We start from the raw sequence: 16,983 nt of genomic DNA on the forward strand, positions 1-16,983 counted from the left end.
TCATTTGTTGCTGAAATCAGCGTGACGGAGAAAAGCGCCCGCGAAAACGGAATTTCAGAAAGGGCCAGTAAGATGGTCAGTCTCGGCGGAATAGCCCGCAAGTTGTTCGGTTCGGCAAATGAACGCCGCGTCCGCTCCTATAAAAGCAAGATCGCAGCCATCAATGCGCTGGAAGAGGCCACCAAGGCCTTGTCCGACGAAGCGCTGGCGGCAAAGACGGCGGAATTCCGCCAGCAGCTTGCCGATGGCAAGACGCTGGATGACCTGCTGATCCCGGCTTTCGCCGTCGCCCGTGAGGCGTCGCGCCGCGTCCTGCACATGCGCCCCTTCGACGTGCAGCTGACCGGCGGCATGATTCTTCATGGCGGCGCCATCGCCGAAATGAAGACCGGTGAAGGCAAGACGCTGGTGGCGACCCTTGCGGTCTACCTCAACGCGCTCGCCGGCAAGGGCGTGCATGTCGTTACCGTCAACGACTATCTCGCAAAGCGCGACGCCGCCACGATGAGCAGGCTCTACGGCTTCCTCGGGCTGACGACCGGCGTCATCGTGCACGGTCTGGACGACGACCAGCGCCGCGAGGCCTATGCCTGCGACATCACCTACGCGACGAATAACGAGCTCGGCTTCGATTATCTGCGCGATAACATGAAATACGACCGCGCCCAGATGGTGCAGCGCAGCCATAATTACGCGATCGTCGACGAAGTCGACTCGATCCTCGTCGATGAAGCGCGCACACCGCTCATCATCTCCGGCCCGCTGGACGACCGCTCCGATCTCTACAACACCATCGACGCCTTCATTCCGCTGCTGACGCCTGAAGATTACGAAATCGACGAGAAGCAGCGTTCGGCCAACTTCTCCGAAGACGGCACCGAGAAGCTCGAAAACCTGCTGCGGCAGGCGGGCCTGCTGAAGGGCGAATCGCTTTATGACGTCGAGAACGTCGCCATCGTTCACCACATCAACAATGCGCTGAAGGCCCACAAGCTCTTCACCCGCGACAAGGACTACATCGTCCGTAACGATGAAATCGTCATCATCGACGAATTCACCGGCCGCATGATGCCGGGCCGCCGTTATTCCGAAGGTCAGCACCAGGCTCTGGAAGCCAAGGAAAAAGTGCAGATCCAGCCGGAAAACCAGACGCTTTCCTCCGTCACCTTCCAGAATTATTTCCGCATGTATGCAAAGCTCGCCGGCATGACCGGTACGGCTTCGACGGAAGCGGAAGAATTCGGCAATATCTACGGTCTCGATGTCATCGAAGTGCCGACCAACCTGCCGATCCAGCGTATCGACGAGGACGACGAGGTTTACCGCACCGGCGAGGAGAAATTCCTCGCGATCATCACCGAGATCAAGGCGGCGCATGAGCGCGGCCAGCCGGTTCTGGTGGGCACGACGTCGATCGAGAAATCAGAGCTTCTGGCCCATATGCTGCGTCAGTCCGGCTTTACCGATTTCCAGGTTCTGAACGCCCGTTACCACGAGCAGGAAGCCTATATCGTTTCGCAGGCCGGCGTTCCCGGCGCCGTCACCATCGCCACCAACATGGCCGGCCGCGGTACCGACATCCAGCTCGGCGGCAACGTCGACATGCGCCTTGAGCGCGAGCTGGAAGGCATGGAGCCGGGCCCTGAGCGTGACGCGAAGGAAGAGGCTATCCGCGCCGAAATCAAGGTGCTGAAGGAAAAGGCGCTGGCCGCCGGCGGTCTTTACGTCATCGCCACCGAGCGCCACGAAAGCCGCCGTATCGACAATCAGCTGCGCGGTCGTTCCGGCCGTCAGGGCGACCCGGGTCGCTCGAAGTTCTATCTGTCGCTGCAGGATGACCTGATGCGCATCTTCGGCTCCGAGCGCATGGACTCGATGCTGCAGAAGCTCGGCCTGAAGGAAGGCGAGGCAATCGTCCATCCGTGGATCAACAAGGCGCTGGAACGCGCCCAGAAGAAGGTCGAAGCCCGCAACTTCGAGACCCGCAAGAACCTTCTGAAATATGACGACGTGCTGAACGACCAGCGCAAGGTTATCTTCGAGCAGCGCCTCGAGCTGATGGAAGCCGACAATATCGGCGAAACCGCAGCCGACATGCGCAACGAAGTCATCGAAACGCTCGTCACCAAGCATGTTCCGGAAAATGCCTATGCCGAACAGTGGGATATTGCCGGTCTGAAGGCTGGTATCGCCCAGTTCCTGAACCTCGACCTGCCGGTGGAGGAATGGGCCAAGGAAGAAGGCATCGCCGAGGACGACATTCTTCAGCGCGTTACCGAGGCGGCCGACAAATACGCCGCCGAGCGTGCGGAACGTTTCGGCCCTGAAATCATGACCTATGTGGAACGGTCGGTCATTCTCCAGACGATCGACCATCTGTGGCGCGAACATATCGTCAACCTCGACCATCTGCGCTCCGTCGTCGGTTTCCGCGGTTACGCCCAGCGTGATCCGTTGCAGGAATACAAGGCGGAAGCCTTCGAGCTGTTCCAGGCACTGCTTGCCAATCTGCGCGAAGGCGTCACCGCCCAGCTGATGCGCGTGGAACTGGTGCAGCAGGAACCGCAGCAGCCGGAACTGCCTGAGATGACCGCACATCATCTCGACCCCGTCACCGGCGAAGACGAGATGGCGCATGGCGCACCCGTCGCTTTCGTGCCGGCCGAGGAGCGCGATCCGAACAATCCCGCCACCTGGGGCCGCATCGGGCGCAATGAAATGTGCCCCTGCGGCTCGGGCAAAAAATTCAAGCATTGCCACGGCGTCTACGAACAGGCGTAATTCAGGCCCGCTTACGATGATTATCGCCCGTAACCCCGTGTTACGGGCGATTTTCTTTGCGCCCGTTCATTGCTGTTGACGGATATCAGCGATTTCCAATATGGGAGCCTGACCATCTTCCAGAAAACGCTTTCATGAGCGCATCTGGCCCAGATGGAAGCGTCGGACGGGCTCACGATCTTTGTTTTTGCGCATTTTCCGGACGTACAACCGCTAAGCACTTTTGACGGAAATGCTCCATGGCCCCTCGCGATCTCGCCGCCTATATTTTTCTCGCGCTCGCATGGGGAATGTCTTTCCTGCTGCTTCTGCATGTCGTTGCGGCGTTCGGCTGGATCGGTGCCGTCACGCTTCGCTCGCTTGTCACTGCCGTCACCCTCTTTCTCATCGCGCGGGCCGCGCGCCGCAGGCTCGCATTTTCGGCCAGCTGGCGTGCCTTCACCGTGGTTGGCGCGACAACGGTTGCCGGGCAGTTGATCGGCCTTTCTTATGCGACACCGCTGGTCGGCACCGCCATGGCCGCCATTCTGGTGGCGACAATTCCGCTCTTTTCCATGCTCATCTCACAGATATGGGGGCTTGAGCGGCTGACGCGACAGGGTATTGCCGGCCTTGTCATCGGCTTTGCCGGCATCATCCTGCTCGTTGGTTTTCCCGCCGTTCCCGTCACAACCGGTTTCATCATCGGCTGCGCCGCCGCTGTCGCGGCCTGCATCTGCGCCGCCTATGGCAGCAATTATGCCAGCCGCTATCTGAAAGGCGTCGGCTCCTGGGAAATCACCATCGGCTCCTTTCTGGCGGGCGGCCTGATGACCCTGCCGCTTCTGCTGGCCGTGCCATTGCCTGGAACGCCGGCTCTCATCGACTACGTCTATCTTCTGATACAGGCGGTGGTCATGAGCGGCCTTACCTACATCACCTATTTCCGGCTGGTCTCCACCATCGGCGCGACGAAGACCATCAGCGTTGAATTTGCCGTAACCGTCGTGGCGGTTCTTATCGGCGCTCTGGTGCTGGACGAACCCCTGTCACTTCCCCAGCTTTTGGGCGCGGGCATCATCATTTTGGGCTGCGCGCTCGTGCTTGACCTTTTGCCCAAGAAAAAAGCGCCGCCCACGCCATCCGGCGCATGAAGGGTTTATTAGCGTTTTCCACTAATAGTCGTGGTGGCTACCGCTGATCACGCGTGATCGCGTTTGCGACGCGAGGGGAAAATGCAACCGGGCAAGTCAGATTATGAGCATTATTGGGATCCCTTGCGGGCTCTCCTCATGCTGCTCGGCATTCCCTATCACGCCTCCCTGCTCTACAGCCACGCCCTGCCCTGGGATATCAAGGATTTTGAAACCAGCCCGGTGCTGACGGCACTTGGCGCGGCGCTCGTCACCTTCCGCATGCCGGCGTTTTTTCTGGTGGCCGGTTATTTTTCCGCCATGGTCATCGGCAAGAAGGGCAAAGCGCCGTGGCTCAGGCAGCGTTTCCTGCGCCTTGGGCTGCCCTTCATCGTGGCCGTGCTGATACTGGGGCCGCTGCAACTTTTCCTGCTGCAACTGGCTGGCATCGCCAAGGGTACTATCTCCGCCGACCAGCTGATGCAGAGCCTGCCGGGTCTGCTGCGCCCGAGCGAACAATGGATCATGCATCTGTGGTTCCTGCCTGCCCTCATTGCCTATTCCGTCCTGCTTGCCGGCCTGTTGTTCCTCGCGGAACGCCCGCCACTGGCATATGCCGGAGACCGGTTCGCCAGGGCGCGAACACGTTATCCGGCGCTGTTTTTTTTAGCGCTTTGCGCCTTTCCCGTTTTGTGGGAGCTGGCGGTTTACGTTTCCGGCCTGCTTGCGGGGAAAACCGGAAATGGCCTGTTTATCCTCTATGAACGGGCCTCCGATCCCTATGCGCGTTATCTGCCGTTTTTTCTCATCGGGGCGCTGTTGAACCGAGACCGAGTTCTCTTTCACCGCTTCCGCCAGACGGGACCCCTCACCGGTATCATCGCCTTCGTCACCATCGCAACGGCGGTGACGCTGCGGCTGCAAAATCCCTTTTCCAGTTCGGCCATGCTCGTGCTGGTTTCGACGATTGCGGCGGTGGCGGCAAGCCGTCTGCTGATCGACCTCGCCTGCCGTTATTTCGACAGGCCAAGCCGGATTGCCGGACGGATGACGGATGCCTCTTTCACCATCTACCTGTTTCACCACCCGCTGATTTACGCTTTCGGCACGCTTTTCATCCTGATCTCGCTACCGCCCATCCTCGAATTTACCATCATCGTCGCGGCGACGACCTTTACGGCCTATCTGCTGCACCAGGCGATACGCCGCAGTCCGCTGGCGCTTTTTCTTCTCAACGGCACCCGCAAACCACGGGCACCAAACGACATTGGGACAGGCGCCCCAGCCTCCCAAACCCTTCGTTAAGGATAAGGCGGTTACAATCCGGCTGCCTATTTAACTGGAAATGATGGCGTGTGGATCATGGCTATCCTCAACACGGCGGAAAAAGCCTTACCCGCAGGCCTGCGCGCGAAGCTCTCGCCGCTGGGAGCAAAAATCGCCGTCCTCGTTTCCGCAAGGGATGATGTCTCGCGCGCCCAGCGCATGGCGCTGGTCGCCTTTGCGGTGCGCATCGTCAGCGCCGGCATCGCCTTCATTTCCCAGATCATCCTCGCCCGCCTGATGGGCGAGTTCGAATATGGCCTCTTCGCCTTCGTCTGGGTTCTGGTGATCCTGTTCGGCAACCTGTCCTGTCTCGGGTTCCACACCACCGTCATCCGCTTTCTACCCGGCTACCGTCTTGAGGACGCCCATGACAAGATCATGGGGTTGACCTCTACAGCACGCATTTTCGCTATGCTGTCGGCCAGCACGCTGGCGCTTTGCGGCTTTGTTTTCCTGTATTTCTTCGGTGAGCGTATCGCCGCCTATTATCTCATCCCCGTTGCACTGGCACTTTTCACCCTGCCGATGGTGGCGCTTGGTGATGTGCTGAACGGCACTGCGCGCGCCAATGGCTGGGCAATATCAGCCCTCAGCCCCACCTATATCGTTCGCCCGGTGCTGATATTGCTGTTCATGCTGGTGGCGATCGGGCTTGGCGCGGAAAAAACCGCGACAACGGCGATGATCACCGCGCTTCTCGCCACCTATGTCACCACGCTGTTCCATTTCGCTTTCCTCAACCGACGGCTCAACCGGAATTTCCGCAGCGTCGCCCGCCGGATCCATTTCAGCCACTGGATGCGGTTTGCCTTTCCCGTGTTCCTGATCGACGGCATCGGCTTCCTGATGACCAATTCCGACGTGGTAATCGTCGGTCTCTATCTGCCGCCGGATCAGGTCGGCATTTATTTCGCGGCGGCGAAAACCATCGTGTTGATGCAATTCGTGTTTTTCTCGGTGCAGGCGGCGGCAGCCCCGCGTCTGGCCGCCCTGATTTCCGCCAATGACCGGCAGGCGCTTGCAGGTTTCGCCAGCCAGGCGGCACGCTGGGCCTTCTGGCCGTCGCTTGCCGTCGGCAGCGTCGTGCTTCTGGCCGGCCCATTCCTGCTGTCATTGTTCGGCCCCGGATTCGTCCAGGGTTATCAGCTGATGTTCTTCCTTTTTGCGGGCTTCCTCGCAAAAGCGCTGATCGGCCCGGGCGAGACCCTGCTGAATATGGCCGGCAAACAAAAATTGTGCGTTGCTCTTTATATTATTATCTTTGGTTGCAACATTGCACTCAACATGGCGCTCATTCCGGTCTATGGTCTGGCAGGGGCTGCGGCAGCGGTCGCAATAGCCATGTGTATAGAAGCTGTGCTATTGCATATTGCCATTCGCCGCACACTTGGGATCGTCCTTTTTGCCTTCAACGATCCCCGGGCGGGTCAAGACACTGGGAAGGCGGTGTAACGATAAGCATGTCCAGCGATCCAAAAAATCCGGATTTTCAGGATCCGCGCATCGCGGCGCTGATGGCGTCGGCGGAGCGTGACCGTCCCGCGGCAGACAGCAGCCGGCGCGTGGGACGCGACGGCCGTGAATTCTGCATCTATCCGGGCCAGCTCGGTTATGACATGCAGGAAGAACTCGACTTCCTGTCCAACCGGGTCATGGAGGCGAATGTCTTCTTCACCGGCCGCCTTCTGGCACCGGCCATGCCGCGTATCGAAGACAAGTCCGTGCGCTTCGCCCTTATTCGCGACGAGAACGGCGCCCGAAGCCGTATGCGCTTTCTGATGCCCTTTACCGTTGAAAAGCCGGGCTTTTCCATCGGACCTTCCATTCTGCGCGTCTGGGCCAATCCGTTCGGTCCGCTCGGCACGCCGCTGGTCGATACCGAGGGGGCTGCGGAAACGCTCGACAATCTTTTCGACGCGCTTTCCGACCGGGAAATGCGGCTGCCGAATGTGCTCGTGCTGCCGGATGTGCGGCTTGAAGGCCCATTCGCCCGCATGTTCAGGGCAATCGCGCTCAGCCGCAACCTGCCGGTGACAACGACGGGCAATTACCAGCGGCCGATGCTGGAAAGCCTTCTGGATGGCGAGGCCTATCTGCGCAGTTCGCTTGCGCCGCATCATCTGCGGGAAATGCGCCGGCAATGGCGTCAGCTCGAAAAACTTGGGGCCATCTCCTACACCGTGACCCGCCAGCCGAAGGACATACGTTATCGGATGGAGGAATTCCTGGCGCTGGAGGCAAGCGGCTGGAAAGGCCGCAAACGCACCGCGCTGGTGAATGACCGTTACCGCGCCGCCTTCGCCCGCGAAGCGATCACCAACCTGGCCGAAGCCGATGCCGTGCGTATCCACACCATCGATCTCAACGGCGCGGCGATCGCATCGATGATCGTTTTCATGACGGCCGGCGAGGCCTATACGTGGAAGACAGCCTTCGACGAAAATTATGCGCAGTTTTCACCCGGCAAATTGCTGGTGCAGAAACTGACAGACTGGCATCTGGACGATGCCAATATTCTGCGCAGCGACAGCTGTGCGGTGCCTGATCATCCGATCATGAGCCGTTTCTGGCAGGAACGGCAGGAAATGGGCACATTGGTTGTCGGGTTGACGCATAACAGCGACCGGGATGTGCGGCAGGTTTCCACGCAGGTGGATATGTACCGCAACACCCGCAATCTCGCCCGCAGCCTGCGCCAGAAAATCCTGTCCTTCGGACGCAAGGGCAATTAATCGCGAAGGACGCCGGGGCGTCCTTCGGACTATTGTCGTGGCAAAACCTGCTTCAGCGTGACGCCGTTCTGATCATCTTGCACAATTGCGTCAGCGCCGCATCATATCCGCCGCCCAGAATATCGGTACAACGGCGGGCGAGCCTGATCTGATCGGTTCGCGACATGTCGTTATAGGCCTGAATGGCATTGCGCATCGCGCCGGGTGACATCTTGCCCGGGTTGCCGGGATTGGACGGGTTGCCCGGGCTTCCAGGGTTTCCGGGATTCCCCGGAGTGCCGGTGGAACCCGAACCGCCAATACCGACGCCGACCCCAAGTCCAAGACCGCTCGATCCACCGACATTTGCCCCGACATTGGCATTGATACCGTTGGAGCCGCCAACCGAAGCGTCCACACCGGCGCTGACGCCGCTGGAACCGCCGACGGATGCGTTGACATCCGCATTGACCCCGTTGCTACCGCCGACAGACGCATTGACATCCGCGCCCAAACCGCCGCCGCTTCTACCGCCAACGTCGGCACTGGCATTGACGCCATTGCTGCCGCCAACCGAGGCATCGACACCGAGCCCACCGCTGCCATTGTCACCGACACTGGCATTCACCCCGTTTTCGCCGCCGATCCCGATATCCAGCGCATGTGCGTTGACCGGCAAGATAAGGCAGGCAGACAGTAATAAATTGCGAGAAAGCGCCCTCATAATTTCCTCCCTATGAGTTCTGGCTATTCCCGCCCCGCGTGGAAACTCCACGCTGGCATCATAATTCAATTAGTAATTGCGTATATTCTAATTTATTAGAGGTATCTAATATTACGTTAATGCTGCAACCGCAAGTGTATCGATACGGGACCCACGAACCTTCCCTTCCCTTCATTACCGGGCCAGAACAGACAGGCAATAGCCGCCACAAACACGCGCAAATAAAAAGGATAAATCAGCTTTGGGGTTGCACGCATGGCCTTGCCCGTGATAGACGCCGTGGCATTACCACCGTTGCCCCAATGGCGGAATTGGTAGACGCGCCGCACTCAAAATGCGGTTCCGCAAGGAGTGCTGGTTCGATCCCGGCTTGGGGTACCATTGCCTGCAAATCACATTGATTTGTTTAGGTTTTCTGTTCCGAAGCGTCCAAGTAGTTCACACCACCTAGAAAAGTTGGACACTTTTGTTCTTCTTTTGGTCAGTCGTCGCTATCGTCTACAGCCTGATCCATGAGCTTTACGGCGCTCTTTGCGAGCACTTTTTGGCGAGCCGCCTTAGTGTAGCGGATCACCTCTTTTGATGTTGTGTGGCCGGTGATTGCCATGATCTGGTGTTCCGTCGCGCCGCGATCTGCGAGCCGGGCGGCAGCAGCTTTTCTCAGCCCGTGGGCGCTGCAATGCGTAAGCTCGGCTTCATTGCATCTTTTCCGAAACCAGTTGCCAAAGCCGTTCGACGTGAAGGGCTTATTAAACTCGGTGACAAGTAACGTCAGATCGCCGCATGGTCCGGCTTCGATTGCCTTCACAAGATTAGGATGCAGCGGCATTTCCAACCGGCGGGGTTTTCGCTTCTTGTCCTTCTCCTGGACGAAGCGCAGCCATCCCTTTGTCATATGCTGCTTTCCAAACAGCACGATATCGCTACGGCGCTGGCTTGTGTAAAGGATCAGCATCAAGGCTAGATACGCCTTTGTTCCGACAGGATGCTTGGCGATGAACTGGTCAACTTCTTCCTCTGTCCAAGAGTGATAGCCCTCCGATCCGGTTTTGAAATAGGGTATGTCTCGGGCCGGATTAGTCGTGCACAATTCCACGGCGGGCATCGTCGCCCACCCAAATATTGCACGTAGCGCCTTAAGCCAGCTATTTGCCGCATCCGGCGTCTCCGCCTTGCGGTCCCGCAGAACGCGAACGGCTTTTGCAGTGAATGCAGATACCGGCACGTCTTCGAATATCTTGTTGTCTCCCTTCTTGATCGGCTCTTTCCACATCGCCTCAACTATGAGCTTGCGGCGATAGCGCGTCTTGCTGTCCAGTTGCTTGTATTCCGCGCTCTGGAAATAGAGTTGGCACAGCCAGCGGAATGTACCCTTCCCTGCCATCTTCGGGCCGGCGGATTCCTCTTTCTTTACGCCCTCCAACGCGGCGTAATAAGCCGCATTGAATTCATCGGTGCCGGGTAAGCCCGGTAGCCGAACTTTCGGCTGGCCTTTGCGCCGAAAATAAAACCGGAGACTGCCCCCGGTTCGATCTTCGACTACATATTTTTTTGCGAATTTCTTGGGCATTTACGCGAAATCCCATTCCTCTGTTTCATCGCCCTCCCCTCCGGGCAAGCGATTGAATGCTCTTTCGAGCGACCGCCTGTCCCAAATGGTGCGGCTATTCGCCTTCTTCGGCTTCGGCTTCGGCATTCTGCCATCGGCCACCATTTCGTCAAACAGGGATTTGGAAACGCCAATGTAGGCGGCGGCTTGTTCGCGGTTTAAACCAAGAACGGGCGGCAATGGACAAGCGCCCGCCGGTCTTGCTTCGGCGGCGGCTGTCATCGCATGTCCTCCGTGAAAAGTTTTGTGGCCTCTAGCTCAAGGGTCCTAGTGGATTCTTCGAGCGCGCGAGCGGTATACGTCGCATGATCCGTTTTAAACTCGGCGATGCCGAGCGCCCAAAGGCAATTCTCCGCACGCTGCCGCGACCAACGTTTTTGTGTTGGTGACAGCGCGTTTTCACTCAATGCCGTAAGCGCGACAAAACAAAAAGAGAGGACGTTTATCTTGTCTGCGGCGGTTGGCTTTTTCATGCACCGCCCTCCTGCTTTCCGGGTGCCGCGGCGCTGTGGCGTTTGATATCGGCGAGGCTGGTGGCGCAAAGCGCCGAACCGCCGATAATAGCGAGGATGAGGACGGCGCAAATGCAGGCCAGAAAGAACCGGCCGTAGAGCGGTGTTGGCTGCTCTGGGAGGTCTGTCGGGATCATGGGTGAAATCTGGATCAAGGCTGTCTCCATCCGTTCTGGAAACCGCCTCGCGTGAGGCGGAAACCAGAGCGGAGGTTTCAAGCCGCAATGCGCGCATCTTGAACACGCATGTCGTGGAACCGCGCAATAGCTGCCTCACCGCAGCGATGGATCTCGTTAGCTGTAAACCATTCCCGCAGGTCGGCGTTCGTGCAGCCTTCGCCCACGCGCTGGATGGCGTCCGCCATCGCCTGCTTCAGTTCGGTGTCGTTCGCGGTATTGATATGCATGCCTTGTCTCCATCCTGTTGAGGGAGCCGGGCGGCATGTTCACATTTCGAGGGTGCGCCGCCCGGCAGTCTGTCCGAACCGCAGAGAGATTTCGCGATGTGGATGGTGGCATATTTCGCGATAGTCGCAAACTAAGTCAAGTTTCTTTTTCGCGATAATCGCGATTATGAGCTGATCTCGATGGAATTCGTTGCGATCTTCGTGCGAGAGAAGTCGTTCAAGAATCAAAAAAAGCGACTCGACTCTCTCTCGGGAAAATGATTTTTATGGGGAACGAAAAGAGAACATGTGGACGTGACAATGAAAAGATCGCCTATCGATCACCCGGAAGCTATGAGGCTGATAGTCGAGCTTTCAAGCCTCTACGTGGCCTGTGACGACTGCGGTCACTCTCGGATACTTGGACTTGAAAGCTTGCGAAATGCGTCCGACCTAGGCGTTTTTAGCTACATGCAACTCTGCCGAAAAATCAGGTGCAGTGAATGCCCAAAAACGCTGCCAGCATTTAGAAACCTGACAATCCGTCCCACATGGCGGTGCGAAAATGTAAGTCACAGCATCGCGTGAAACACGACTTTATGGATGCTGAACACCTTCTCCATTGGAAATTCTAGCTCATGCGCCTCACCCGGCCCTGGATTGTACTGGTAGAGCCGAAGGACTTCAGAACTTTGGTTCTCGTAACGCTTTATGTAGCTTGAAACCTCATCATCCTCGATGTCGCCGAGAATTTGAACGATAACGTCATCACCCTTGCGAAACCGCGCGTGTGGGTTCGCCCACGCCGTCTCTCCGTGATAAAAGCGTGGCTCTCCGGAGGCTCCCTGTATCTGCACCGCATAGGCTCCCTCGACTCCTTCAAGGCCAGGCGGGCAAAATACGCGGGCAATGTCCTGGCCATTCATTATGAAGCGACCATTGGGGCCGGCTGAAATTTGCCCCCGTAGTGGGATAGATACATCACCGGAAAACGCCTGCCATCGTGGCGGAAAGCTCGCGTTAGGGGGCGGTCGTTTTGCAGGTGGTTCCGGCGCTGCGTTTTCATCTTCAGACAGCCATCTTGTCATCCCTTCGTAACCCGGCGGCAGTTCTTGAAAGAACCGTGCGATACCCTCCAACTCGAATGGGGCTATCTTTCGCGGTTCTTTGCTGTCGGGTTTCATTCTGGTGACCATCGTCGGCGTCACCTTGAGGGCGTTGGCAAGTTGCGTTCCTGTGCCGCGCGGTGATGCCGCGAGCTTGGACGCGAGCCAAACCTTGATGTCGTACTGGTTATCTTGCATTTTTTCACTTTCGCGTAATTCGCAAAAAAATCCATCGCGAAAAACGCAACAAACAGATTGACAATAAATCGCGATAATCGCAATTATCGCAACATGAGCGAAAACCACCTAGAACCAGCTAAATCTGTCATCGCCAAAATTGGCGTCGAAAGAGTGTCTGTCGTCACCGGCAAGCACATCTCTCGCGTTTACCGGTGGATGTATTCGAAAGAGCGCGGGGGTACTGGCGGGATTATTCCTTCAGTAGACGCCTTCCGCCTCCTAGCCCACGCTCGATCGGAGGGCATCCAGCTTTCAGCCGATGATTTCTTCCATATCCCTCAAGAGGCCGCCGAATGACGGCGCTCCAAACCTCACCAACTGAAAGTAGGTCTTCATGCGTTCCGGGGAACGAAAAGTGCGAATGGATGCCGAAACACTGCGCCTCAGGGAATTGGGTGGCAGGAATAGAACGTCTGACGAGGAGCGAGAATTTGGCTCTCTACTCGTTGCCACCTGTCGTTCGCGCGAATATTTTGAACAACGGCGAGGGAAACAAGCGGCAGTTTCGGCGGCGTGCCCCCTCACTGATCCTCGGGAGGCAGATTCAGGTATTCCTGCCAATCCGCATCCTGCTTGATGGCCTCCGGCGTGGCGGCGAGAACGGAGAATTTTTCCTCGTCCCTGACCGAGATAAGTTCTTCCAAGGCCGGTCTCCACGATTCGATGTAGCTCAAGTATCCCTTTGCATGCAGAGTCACAGCGGGCGGACGTTCTTTGGGGTGATGGCTTCGTTCCCACATATCCCAGTCGATATGTCCCGGATCGGCATCGCGCCTTCTCTGAATGTCTTCCGAAGACCGTTTGAAACTGGTCTCCAGACTTCTCAGGGCTGGAAGAGGCAGGAGATAGATCAGATTGTCGATCATTGCCTCCAGCAAGTCTATCCGTCCCCGCAGGTAATCGGGGTCATTCCTCATTTCATCTTCCGTCATCAGTTCTTCTCCGATTGTTGTGTTGTGCAAACACAACGGAACATTTCGGGTGACGGCAAGCAAGCTCGGCGGAGGAGTTTTCCCCGCCGTGCATCGCTTTCGTTTTCGCACGACCAGTCCTCCCGGCCTGCTGCGGCCCGCGCCGGTGCGCTTTCTTTCTTCTCGCCCGGCGCGGGCAACTCTCGTTTTGCATGTGGGCCGCCGTAACTTCCTGACGCCCTGAAACTTTCATCTTCAATCAATTCCCACCACGGGAAAAACGCCGGGATTTTCCCGGCGCGGGAAAGGTATTGTCTCATGATTTCAAACGGATGGTTTCACCGCATCAAAGCCGCGCAACGTGACCTTATCCGCCTCGTGGGCGGTATCGAGCGTGCAGCGGAGATTTCCTCGATTTCGAAAAGCCACATCGGGCGCATGAACAACGCGACCGACCCGGAATTGATGCCGCTGCATGCCGTTTACGCGCTTGAAAGCGAATGCGGTGTTCCGGTCGTCACCTCGGCGATGGCGGAACTTAACGGGCGGCGGCTGGCCGACCCGGAAAATGAGCGTGCCGCCGAACAGTGCGTCGTCGTCACCTATTCCGAAATGGTCCGCAAAGCTGGCGACCTGATTTCCGGCGGCGCGGTTGCTATTGCCGACATGGTGGTGACTCCCGCCGAAGCGACCAAAATAGACCGTGACGCGGCGGAACTGGAAGCGGGTCTGGCCGCATTTCGCACGGCGCTCGCCAGCGTGAAAGCTAAGGGCGGTCACAAGGTCGGGCTTAGCGTCGTGGGGGGTGCGGAATGAAGCGCCTGACCGATCCGGCCATCACCGATCTGATGAAGCGCCCCTTGTCCGACCGTGCAAGGGGCTTTCTGCGGCATGTAAAATTCGAGGGCGGCAAAGTAGATTTGTCCGTACTCGGCGCTGCGTTCCACATTCTCGCCGAAGAGTGCCGCCGCTGCGGATATCTCCACATTACCGCCGATGGCGACACCGCCAAGTTGACCGGATTGGGGCAGGCTTATCTTGACCGTCTGATGAGGGCGCATTGATGGCCCCTTACAAGCAAGTCAAACTCCCCAAGCCCGGCCCGAGCGCCCTTGTCGTCATCACGTCCGCCGTCCGAGATGGAACCGTGACCGTGGAGACGCAACAGCAGGGCGCAGCGGCGAACAAGTCCGTCAGCAACGGTTATCTGACGCGGGATAAGAAGGATGGCAAAACCTACTATCCGACCGACCGCGCGCGCGACATGCTGGCAATGCTCGAAGGTATTGCGGAGCCGGGCGACATCCCGGAACGCGAAACGGAAACAGCCGTGGTCCCGGTCGCAGACGCTTCGGGGCTGGTCGCCACGGTAGAACGGGCGCGGGCGCTGCTGGATGATGGCGACATCATCAACGCCCGCATCGTTGCGTCTGTCGCCTATAATCAGGCCAAGACCGCCGCGCAATTTGCCGAACAGATTGGCGCAACCGAAAAGCTTGTTGCGAAGGCGCGGCGTATGCAGGCCGATGCTCTGTTGATCGAAGCCCGTGCAAAAATCCTCATTGCTGACAAGTGGGACGAAGCGGAAGCCCAAGGGAAAACACTTAAGGGTCGTCCGAAAAGCGTTCCCGACGAGAACGCTTTTACTGCTGAACAAGCGGGGCTTTCCCGTAAGGAAATCCACGAAGCCCGCAAGTTGGCGGCGGCGGAACATCGTGAACCCGGAATTGTAGAGCGGGCGATTCAGGCGCGGCTTGCGGCCGGGCTGGAGCCGACGAAGGCCAATCTTCGCGCGGCGGTCGGCACGGCCAGCGCGACGAAGGAAGAGCGCGGCGCAAACCTTTACGAGACCCCGCCGGAAGCGATGTTTACGCTGCTGGCGCTGGAAGAATTCACCGCGACCGTCTTCGAGCCTGCCTGCGGGCGCGGTGCGATTTCACGCATGCTGGAAGCGTTTCACTACGGCGTTGTGCTGGCCGATATCAACGATTACGGCACGGCGGACAGCAACGGCGAATTGCAGGCGGTGCAGGACTTCTTGACATCCCAACCGCCGGAAGCCGGCTCATACGATATCGTCACCAATCCACCTTACGGCGACTTGCTGAATGCCTTCGTGGCGTATGCCCTGCGGGTCTACCAGCCGCGCAAAATGGCGCTTTTGCTCAACCTGAATTTCCTGTGCGGGTTCGCGGACGATGACCGCAATTTCGTCATGGACGATTGCCCGCCCGCGCGCGTTTATGTCTTCAAGCGCCGCCTTCCAATGATGCACCGCGACGGATGGGACGGAAATAAGGCCAGCAGTCGCATGAACACGGCGTGGTTCGTTTGGGAACGTGACGAGGCCGGAAATTACGGCAGCGCCACGGTTGTTCGCCGGGTGGACTGGAAGGATTTTCAGCCGCAGGAAGCCGCCGCGACGGCGGAAAGCGAGGCGGCATGATGACGCCAGCGCAGGCCGACCGCGACCGGGAAAAGGCCCGTCTCACCCGTATTGCGATGATCGCCGACAGGTGCAACGGCGACCGTTGGGAAATTGATGCTGACGGCAAGCAAAGGCATGTAGTTGCCACCCGTTCGACTGGTGACCGGGTGATACTGTGCACGATTTACGAGGACGCGTTGCCGGATGAGATTGACCTTATCAGCGGCGCTCTGTCCGACGCTATTCTTTTCCTCAGTCTTCGGCGTAGGGCGATTGCTAGCGGCGCAACCCTCTTCGGTGCGATCTCAAATCCGTGGTCGTTCGGCAGTCTGGTTTTCATCCTCGTGGCGGCCGGCGTGCTATCCTGGCTGATCGGCTCTGGCCGCATCACGATTAACCGGAGCAAGACGACATGATTGCACGGTTCCGCCCTTATCTCGCTCTTGTCGCGGCGGTGGTGGTTTTCATCGCCGCCTTTATCTTAATCGTGGAGCGTAACGCCGTGGATCGCGTGCGGGCCAGTATCGAAAGGCAAAACAATGCGTCGGGTGATGTATCGGATCGCGACCGCGGCAACTTTAGCGATTGTCTCGATGGGGGCGGCGTGTGGCACTACGGCACCCGCAAGTGTGTCCGGCCTCCGCCGGGCGGTCGGCACTGACCTTATCGGCGCGCGCGGGGCAACACCTCAAGACCAAAGGAAGATCGATTTAACCGTGGTCGGCATCTGCGCCGTTGACGGCATCTGGACACGCGCGGAATGCGCAAGACACGGGAACGGAAAGTGACATGCCGGAAAAATACACCTCTCTCTATGAGGTTTTAAGCACATGGTTCGGCGGGGCATTCGCCACGCTGTTCGTCGCCTTCCTCGGCCGTGCCATGTGGCACGGCAACGAAGCGCGCAAGGGTCGGCGCAGGTTCTTCGGCCCGGAGCTGATCTGGGAAATCCCGGTGGCCTTCGGCATGGCATTTATAGGTGAGGGTGTCGCCTCGTATTTCGGGGTTCCTCAGCCAGCGTCAACGGGCCTGATTGCAGTCTTGGCCTACCTCGGGCCCCGTGGCACCGAGGTTCTCTTGCAGAAATGGATCAGCCACAAGCGGGCTGCTTGACGCATGCCGTTCGGTTAAATCCGGA

21 protein-coding genes and 1 tRNA gene are annotated in these 16,983 nt (G+C 58.3%); 14 read left to right on the forward strand and 8 right to left on the reverse strand.

Annotated elements, in window-relative coordinates; all coding sequences use genetic code 11:
- Nucleotides 1-72: 72 nt before the first annotated feature.
- The 5 genes from secA to PL640_RS09715 all read left to right on the forward strand — a co-directional run bounded on the left by secA (nucleotide 73) and on the right by PL640_RS09715 (nucleotide 7,951).
- Nucleotides 73-2,781 carry a preprotein translocase subunit SecA gene (secA, locus tag PL640_RS09695; protein WP_142841429.1) on the forward strand — a complete coding sequence of 903 codons (2,709 nt, stop codon included), beginning with the start codon at nucleotides 73-75 and terminating at the stop codon, nucleotides 2,779-2,781.
- Nucleotides 2,782-3,020: 239 nt separating this feature from the next.
- A complete protein-coding gene (locus PL640_RS09700; RefSeq protein WP_269699137.1) occupies nucleotides 3,021-3,914 on the forward strand; it encodes a DMT family transporter in 894 nt (297 codons plus the stop codon).
- Nucleotides 3,915-3,995: 81 nt separating this feature from the next.
- The gene (locus tag PL640_RS09705; protein ID WP_271361679.1) at nucleotides 3,996-5,198 is read left to right on the forward strand and encodes an acyltransferase family protein; all 1,203 of its coding nucleotides are present in this window, start codon (nucleotides 3,996-3,998) and stop codon (nucleotides 5,196-5,198) included.
- A gap of 57 nt (nucleotides 5,199-5,255) precedes the next feature.
- Nucleotides 5,256-6,671, forward strand: coding sequence for a Wzx-type polysaccharide biosynthesis protein UppV (gene uppV / locus PL640_RS09710; RefSeq protein ID WP_142841432.1), 1,416 nt, complete (start codon nucleotides 5,256-5,258; stop codon nucleotides 6,669-6,671).
- Between the two features lie 8 nt (nucleotides 6,672-6,679).
- On the forward strand, nucleotides 6,680-7,951 hold the full coding sequence (locus PL640_RS09715; protein ID WP_271361680.1) for a GNAT family N-acetyltransferase: 1,272 nt from the start codon (nucleotides 6,680-6,682) through the stop codon (nucleotides 7,949-7,951).
- Nucleotides 7,952-8,003: 52 nt separating this feature from the next.
- Here PL640_RS09715 and uppQ read toward each other — a convergent pair whose 3' ends face one another.
- Nucleotides 8,004-8,654, reverse strand: coding sequence for a polysaccharide biosynthesis GNAT family N-acetyltransferase UppQ (gene uppQ / locus PL640_RS09720; protein WP_271361681.1), 651 nt, complete (start codon nucleotides 8,652-8,654; stop codon nucleotides 8,004-8,006).
- Nucleotides 8,655-8,950: 296 nt separating this feature from the next.
- On the opposite strand from uppQ, the gene PL640_RS09725 reads away from it, so the two are divergent.
- Nucleotides 8,951-9,035, forward strand: a tRNA-Leu gene (locus PL640_RS09725).
- A gap of 100 nt (nucleotides 9,036-9,135) precedes the next feature.
- Here PL640_RS09725 and PL640_RS09730 read toward each other — a convergent pair.
- The 6 genes from PL640_RS09730 to PL640_RS09755 all read right to left on the reverse strand — a co-directional run bounded on the left by PL640_RS09730 (nucleotide 9,136) and on the right by PL640_RS09755 (nucleotide 12,464).
- Entirely contained in the window at nucleotides 9,136-10,224 is a 1,089-nt protein-coding gene (locus PL640_RS09730; protein ID WP_271361682.1) for a site-specific integrase, read from the reverse strand.
- Nucleotides 10,225-10,485, reverse strand: a complete 261-nt coding sequence (locus tag PL640_RS09735; protein WP_271361684.1) for a helix-turn-helix transcriptional regulator — start codon at nucleotides 10,483-10,485, stop codon at nucleotides 10,225-10,227.
- A complete protein-coding gene (locus PL640_RS09740; protein ID WP_271361685.1) occupies nucleotides 10,482-10,736 on the reverse strand; it encodes a hypothetical protein in 255 nt (84 codons plus the stop codon). The genes PL640_RS09735 and PL640_RS09740 overlap by 4 nt, the downstream gene beginning before the upstream one ends.
- Entirely contained in the window at nucleotides 10,733-10,930 is a 198-nt protein-coding gene (locus PL640_RS09745; RefSeq protein ID WP_271361686.1) for a hypothetical protein, read from the reverse strand. The genes PL640_RS09740 and PL640_RS09745 overlap by 4 nt, the downstream gene beginning before the upstream one ends.
- A gap of 59 nt (nucleotides 10,931-10,989) precedes the next feature.
- Nucleotides 10,990-11,181 (reverse strand): hypothetical protein, encoded by a 192-nt coding sequence (locus PL640_RS09750; protein ID WP_271361688.1) that lies wholly within the window; start codon nucleotides 11,179-11,181, stop codon nucleotides 10,990-10,992.
- A gap of 551 nt (nucleotides 11,182-11,732) precedes the next feature.
- Complete coding sequence (locus tag PL640_RS09755; protein WP_271361689.1) at nucleotides 11,733-12,464, reverse strand: S24 family peptidase; 732 nt, start codon at nucleotides 12,462-12,464, stop codon at nucleotides 11,733-11,735.
- A 93-nt stretch (nucleotides 12,465-12,557) separates the two neighbouring features.
- Between PL640_RS09755 and PL640_RS09760 the strand changes: the two genes are divergently transcribed.
- Nucleotides 12,558-12,803: a hypothetical protein gene (locus PL640_RS09760; RefSeq protein ID WP_271361690.1), complete on the forward strand. Its 246-nt coding sequence runs from the start codon at nucleotides 12,558-12,560 to the stop codon at nucleotides 12,801-12,803.
- A gap of 224 nt (nucleotides 12,804-13,027) precedes the next feature.
- On the opposite strand, the gene PL640_RS09765 is transcribed toward PL640_RS09760, so the two are convergent.
- Nucleotides 13,028-13,438, reverse strand: a complete 411-nt coding sequence (locus PL640_RS09765) for a hypothetical protein (RefSeq protein WP_271361691.1) — start codon at nucleotides 13,436-13,438, stop codon at nucleotides 13,028-13,030.
- 297 nt (nucleotides 13,439-13,735) lie between these two features.
- Between PL640_RS09765 and PL640_RS09770 the strand changes: the two genes are divergently transcribed.
- Genes PL640_RS09770 through PL640_RS09800 form a run of 7 tightly spaced genes read left to right on the forward strand, consistent with a single transcriptional unit; the run spans nucleotide 13,736 to nucleotide 16,958 of the window.
- Nucleotides 13,736-14,233 carry a hypothetical protein gene (locus tag PL640_RS09770; protein WP_271361693.1) on the forward strand — a complete coding sequence of 166 codons (498 nt, stop codon included), beginning with the start codon at nucleotides 13,736-13,738 and terminating at the stop codon, nucleotides 14,231-14,233.
- A complete protein-coding gene (locus PL640_RS09775) occupies nucleotides 14,230-14,481 on the forward strand; it encodes a hypothetical protein (RefSeq protein ID WP_271361694.1) in 252 nt (83 codons plus the stop codon). The genes PL640_RS09770 and PL640_RS09775 overlap by 4 nt, the downstream gene beginning before the upstream one ends.
- The gene (locus PL640_RS09780; protein ID WP_271361696.1) at nucleotides 14,481-15,863 is read left to right on the forward strand and encodes an SAM-dependent methyltransferase; all 1,383 of its coding nucleotides are present in this window, start codon (nucleotides 14,481-14,483) and stop codon (nucleotides 15,861-15,863) included. Before PL640_RS09775 ends, PL640_RS09780 begins: the two co-directional genes overlap by 1 nt.
- The gene (locus PL640_RS09785) at nucleotides 15,860-16,261 is read left to right on the forward strand and encodes a hypothetical protein (protein ID WP_271361698.1); all 402 of its coding nucleotides are present in this window, start codon (nucleotides 15,860-15,862) and stop codon (nucleotides 16,259-16,261) included. The genes PL640_RS09780 and PL640_RS09785 overlap by 4 nt, the downstream gene beginning before the upstream one ends.
- Complete coding sequence (locus PL640_RS09790; RefSeq protein WP_271362104.1) at nucleotides 16,258-16,506, forward strand: hypothetical protein; 249 nt, start codon at nucleotides 16,258-16,260, stop codon at nucleotides 16,504-16,506. Before PL640_RS09785 ends, PL640_RS09790 begins: the two co-directional genes overlap by 4 nt.
- The gene (locus tag PL640_RS09795) at nucleotides 16,397-16,633 is read left to right on the forward strand and encodes a hypothetical protein (protein WP_271362088.1); all 237 of its coding nucleotides are present in this window, start codon (nucleotides 16,397-16,399) and stop codon (nucleotides 16,631-16,633) included. The genes PL640_RS09790 and PL640_RS09795 overlap by 110 nt, the downstream gene beginning before the upstream one ends.
- A gap of 1 nt (nucleotide 16,634) precedes the next feature.
- Nucleotides 16,635-16,958, forward strand: a complete 324-nt coding sequence (locus tag PL640_RS09800; protein ID WP_271361699.1) for a phage holin family protein — start codon at nucleotides 16,635-16,637, stop codon at nucleotides 16,956-16,958.
- The last annotated feature ends 25 nt before the right edge of the window (nucleotides 16,959-16,983 follow it).

Origin of the sequence: Agrobacterium sp. ST15.16.024, from assembly GCF_027956545.1 — a bacterium.
GTDB classification, from domain to species: domain Bacteria; phylum Pseudomonadota; class Alphaproteobacteria; order Rhizobiales; family Rhizobiaceae; genus Agrobacterium; species Agrobacterium cucumeris.

Bases quoted from the DNA above. Each gene is read 5' to 3' on its own strand.
- PL640_RS09735 (WP_271361684.1), bottom strand. From the start codon at position 10,485: ATGACAGCCGCCGCCGAAGCAAGACCGGCGGGCGCTTGTCCATTGCCG.
- PL640_RS09730 (WP_271361682.1), bottom strand. From the start codon at position 10,224: ATGCCCAAGAAATTCGCAAAAAAATATGTAGTCGAAGATCGAACCGGG.
- PL640_RS09715 (WP_271361680.1), top strand. From the start codon at position 6,680: ATGTCCAGCGATCCAAAAAATCCGGATTTTCAGGATCCGCGCATCGCG.
- PL640_RS09700 (WP_269699137.1), top strand. From the start codon at position 3,021: ATGGCCCCTCGCGATCTCGCCGCCTATATTTTTCTCGCGCTCGCATGG.
- PL640_RS09775 (WP_271361694.1), top strand. From the start codon at position 14,230: ATGAAGCGCCTGACCGATCCGGCCATCACCGATCTGATGAAGCGCCCC.
- PL640_RS09770 (WP_271361693.1), top strand. From the start codon at position 13,736: ATGATTTCAAACGGATGGTTTCACCGCATCAAAGCCGCGCAACGTGAC.
- secA (WP_142841429.1), top strand. From the start codon at position 73: ATGGTCAGTCTCGGCGGAATAGCCCGCAAGTTGTTCGGTTCGGCAAAT.
- PL640_RS09795 (WP_271362088.1), top strand. From the start codon at position 16,397: ATGTATCGGATCGCGACCGCGGCAACTTTAGCGATTGTCTCGATGGGG.
- PL640_RS09750 (WP_271361688.1), bottom strand. From the start codon at position 11,181: ATGCATATCAATACCGCGAACGACACCGAACTGAAGCAGGCGATGGCG.
- PL640_RS09760 (WP_271361690.1), top strand. From the start codon at position 12,558: ATGAGCGAAAACCACCTAGAACCAGCTAAATCTGTCATCGCCAAAATT.
- uppQ (WP_271361681.1), bottom strand. From the start codon at position 8,654: ATGAGGGCGCTTTCTCGCAATTTATTACTGTCTGCCTGCCTTATCTTG.
- PL640_RS09800 (WP_271361699.1), top strand. From the start codon at position 16,635: ATGCCGGAAAAATACACCTCTCTCTATGAGGTTTTAAGCACATGGTTC.
- PL640_RS09740 (WP_271361685.1), bottom strand. From the start codon at position 10,736: ATGAAAAAGCCAACCGCCGCAGACAAGATAAACGTCCTCTCTTTTTGT.
- PL640_RS09765 (WP_271361691.1), bottom strand. From the start codon at position 13,438: ATGACGGAAGATGAAATGAGGAATGACCCCGATTACCTGCGGGGACGG.
- PL640_RS09785 (WP_271361698.1), top strand. From the start codon at position 15,860: ATGATGACGCCAGCGCAGGCCGACCGCGACCGGGAAAAGGCCCGTCTC.
- PL640_RS09705 (WP_271361679.1), top strand. From the start codon at position 3,996: ATGCAACCGGGCAAGTCAGATTATGAGCATTATTGGGATCCCTTGCGG.
- PL640_RS09780 (WP_271361696.1), top strand. From the start codon at position 14,481: ATGGCCCCTTACAAGCAAGTCAAACTCCCCAAGCCCGGCCCGAGCGCC.
- PL640_RS09790 (WP_271362104.1), top strand. From the start codon at position 16,258: ATGATTGCACGGTTCCGCCCTTATCTCGCTCTTGTCGCGGCGGTGGTG.
- uppV (WP_142841432.1), top strand. From the start codon at position 5,256: ATGGCTATCCTCAACACGGCGGAAAAAGCCTTACCCGCAGGCCTGCGC.
- PL640_RS09755 (WP_271361689.1), bottom strand. From the start codon at position 12,464: ATGCAAGATAACCAGTACGACATCAAGGTTTGGCTCGCGTCCAAGCTC.